We start from the raw sequence: 230 nt of genomic DNA, 5'->3' as shown, positions 1-230 counted from the left end.
GAATACGGATAGGCGCGCATGTAGTCGCGCACCGCGGCCATGCTCCCGGCCAGGCGCGGGCTGAAGGTGGTGCGCACGCCGCCGCGCCCAGGCAGCGCGTCCGCCGGACGCGCGACCGAGATGGTCTTCGGCGCGTCGAGCAGCACCAGCGTCGCCTGCAGGGTGCGCACCGGCACAGCGGCGCCGACCTTCTGGGTCACGCGCAGGCTGTCGTTCGCACCTTCGGCGCG

At 73.9% G+C, this 230-nt stretch carries 1 protein-coding gene; it reads right to left on the bottom strand.

The features are described 5' to 3' along the window. Positions 1 to 230, bottom strand: a 230-nt coding sequence (locus KVT32_RS31890; protein ID WP_217619613.1) for a hypothetical protein, incomplete at both ends; no start/stop codon positions are given.

Source organism: Achromobacter sp. GbtcB20 (genome assembly GCF_019091095.1).
GTDB classification, from domain to species: Bacteria; Pseudomonadota; Gammaproteobacteria; order Burkholderiales; family Burkholderiaceae_B; genus Achromobacter; species Achromobacter mucicolens.
This window is presented reverse-complemented; position numbering and strand designations above follow the sequence as displayed.